Annotated in this window: 4 protein-coding genes; 3 read left to right on the top strand and 1 reads right to left on the bottom strand. The window is 61.8% G+C overall.

The annotated features are described in order from the left end of the window. The coding region (locus JNL55_RS18225; protein ID WP_293856731.1) for an amidohydrolase family protein at window positions 1-430 on the top strand (430 nt) is incomplete at its 5' end. Window positions 431-446: 16 nt separating this feature from the next. On the opposite strand, the gene JNL55_RS18220 is transcribed toward JNL55_RS18225, so the two are convergent. Then, window positions 447-1,892 (bottom strand): hypothetical protein, encoded by a 1,446-nt coding sequence (locus JNL55_RS18220; RefSeq protein ID WP_293856728.1) that lies wholly within the window; start codon window positions 1,890-1,892, stop codon window positions 447-449. Window positions 1,893-2,114: 222 nt separating this feature from the next. Here JNL55_RS18220 and JNL55_RS18215 point away from each other — a divergent pair, with 222 nt between their 5' ends. Both JNL55_RS18215 and JNL55_RS18210 read left to right on the top strand, forming a co-directional pair. Then, the gene (locus tag JNL55_RS18215; protein ID WP_293856725.1) at window positions 2,115-2,336 is read left to right on the top strand and encodes a hypothetical protein; all 222 of its coding nucleotides are present in this window, start codon (window positions 2,115-2,117) and stop codon (window positions 2,334-2,336) included. A gap of 27 nt (window positions 2,337-2,363) precedes the next feature. Then, a partial coding sequence (locus tag JNL55_RS18210; RefSeq protein WP_293856722.1) for a hypothetical protein occupies window positions 2,364-2,924 on the top strand: 561 nt, incomplete at its 3' end.

Here is a 2,924-nt window from a genome sequence, read left to right as displayed (position 1 = left end):
GCTAGGTTTGAAAGATTATTTCGGTCCGGAGCGAATGAAGGCTCTCGAACCTGCTGGTCGCCTCGCTGCGGCCGGGGCACGAATCGCGTTCGGCAGCGACTGGCCGGTGGATGCGCTGGATCAGTGGTTTGCATTCAAGGTGGGTGTGACACGAGCCAACGCACCGGATGCGCCTGCTGAGTATCGCGGCAAACTCGGCGACGATCCCGGCCTCACGCGCGAAACAGTGTTACGCGCGGCGACCATCAATTCCGCCTATGAGTTGCATCAGGACGATGTGACCGGCTCGCTCGAAGTCGGCAAGCTGGCCGACCTGATCGTGCTCGATCGCAATCCGTTGACGATTCCGGCTGAAGACATCGCCAAGGTGCGAGTGTTGGAGACCGTCGTCGGCGGCAACGTGGTTTACGCTGCCGCCCAGAAGCAGTAAGTAGCAGTGAGCTAGCTCACTCGAACAAACTGACGATGCTCTGGTACTTCTCGATGTACCAGCGGTTCTCGTTGTTGTACTTCGGAATCGCGACCGGACGAACTCCGGTGCCATCCGTGGTCCACACGCAGGGACAAGTCACCGGCGCGCCGGCGAGCTGTTCGCCCGGGCGGCTCAGTTCATCGAGCTTGACCTTCATTTTGGTCAGCACCCGGTGCAGCTTGGTGACGTTGCGAGGGCCGCCGTTGTAGGCGGCCACCGGAAAGATGCCCAGCACGGCCGGGTTGTCACGATAGGCCATGCGAATCTCCGCACGCATTTGCGACAGCTCCAGATCCAGCAAGCACACCGCCGCTTTCATGGCGTTCAGCAGATTGGTCGCGCCGCGTTCGAAGTTCGGGTCGAGCTTGGCGCGAGGGCAGCGCCTGACCACGAGCGCGTAGGTGCCGTTGTTTCTGCGATTGGTGAATTGCATCGGGCCGAGCGCATTGGCACTCGAGACGCTGTAGCGATAGGCCTCTTCCTGCTTGAGCCCGTACTGACTCAGCACTTCGTCGAAGGCGACCGACTGCTTGTCGACATAATCGGCATCGTCAGTCTGTTCGATGACCGCCAGCGTGGTGATGACTTGCAGAGGAATGGAATCGGCGAGCAGCTCTCCAGGAAACGCTGCACTCGGCACCTTCGCGAGCCGCAACTCCTCGATGGCCTGGCGCGCCGTGGCGACCAAGAAGTCCTTGCCGCCGGTGACGAAGCCCGGGTCGAAAGTGTCTTCGGTGAAGGGCAGATAGACGATGGGCTTGGCGGTGCGGGCGAGGGCACGCCATTGCTTGCGCTTGAGCAGATTGTTGTCGAACACCGGAAACTTGCGTCCGTAGACTTTCAACTGATCACCGCCCTGAGTGAAGGCGAACATCAATCGCTCGGCACCGGTGCCCTTCACGTGCCGCGCCTGGATGCCGGGTGTGAGACTGCGAAACGGCAAGGGCTTGCGGCCGGGTGACCACTTGATGGGCGGACGCGGCAGCTCGATGTGAGCGACGGTCCATTCCTGCTTCGTCTCATTCCACAGTGCAAAGGCCACCGGACGACCGCGCAGCACCTCTTTCCTGCCCTTGCCCGTGAACACGTATTGGAGCTCGACATCGCGCAGCAGTGCTTGAGCTTCGGCGACCAGATCGTGGATCACCTGGTGACGGCGGCCCTGGACCACGACTTCCTCAGGAGGGTGGTCGGGTTGTTCTGATTCGGCCACCGCCAGCGGCACTTCGCCTTCCTCTTGCTTCGACTCGCCCTCCGCGGCGGTGGGCATTTCGTCGAGCGGCGCTTCCGCCTCGAGCGGCGGGGTGGTTTCGATCACCGTCGGCTCATTTTCCTCGGCGTCGCCACCTGTCGTCGCGCATCCAGCGCACAGCAGCGACATCAGCACGAGGGGCAGCGCGGCGGTTTTCATCATGCTCATCTTTCGCGACTTTTCCGTACGGTCAAGCGGTGTGAAACCGCGATTTTACACAGACGCGCCCCGGCGTGCGGCAGCGAGATTCTCTGAACGCGGTGCCTGGAAGTGTGCGCGCCTACCAGGTTCTGGCATTTACTCGCCGAAATCGTACTTCTACTCACTGAAGATTTTGCCGCCCGGGCCGCTGGTCCCCCGTTGATTACAGGTCTTCTGGGGGACTCTTTGATGACTCGACGGGCTTTGGGAATCAGCAAGGCGCTGGTGGCCGTGACCTTGGTCACGTTGCTGTCGGCATGTGGCGGCTCCGGCGGGTCTGCCCCGACGGTCTCCAGCAACCCTCCCGGCGGCTCCAACCCGCCAGACAACGTGCCGGAGACGCCGACCACCATCCAAGGCATCGCCACGCCGAGCAGCGTCTCGGTGGTCACCGCCACCAACGCTGATTGAGCCTCATCGAATCCCAGAGACTAGAACATGAAAACCATTTATCGCTGCAGCTCCGTGCTGGCATTGGCGGTCTACGCCGCGCTCGCTTCGGCTGATCCCGCACCCAACTCGGCTTACTACACCGACCCGCAGCAGAGCCACGTCGAAGACGCGACCTCCGAAGGCGTGGGTCAGGTGAACATGATCACTTGCATCATGGCGTCCATGCGCCCCGAGGCGCTGGTGAACAAGGGCAACTACAACGCGCTGGTGAACGAATCCAAGTGCGAGCCCAACGGCAGCGGCAGCGATTCATCGTCCAGCTCCGGCGGCGACGCGTCGCAGGTCGCCAAGTACATGACCGCGACCGTCAATGCGAGTCGCACGTCCAACACCGAACCGATGCGTTCGAAGATCTGGCTGACGCAGGAAGAGGAAGGTCACGTCACCACCATCGACGTGAACGTCTCCGCGACGCAGGCCCCGAGCGCTAGCAATCCTTACGGCGCATTTCGTCTCGATTACTGCGGCAAGCGCACTGACGCCAACAGCAATGCGTGCCGCATGAACGGCTATCTGGAAGGCAGCGATACCGGCATCCGTTATTTC

This window comes from Steroidobacter sp. (assembly GCF_016790065.1).
Lineage (GTDB): Bacteria > Pseudomonadota > Gammaproteobacteria > Steroidobacterales > Steroidobacteraceae > Steroidobacter.
Note: the sequence above shows the minus strand (reverse complement) of the source record. Positions and strands in the feature narration are given on the sequence as shown.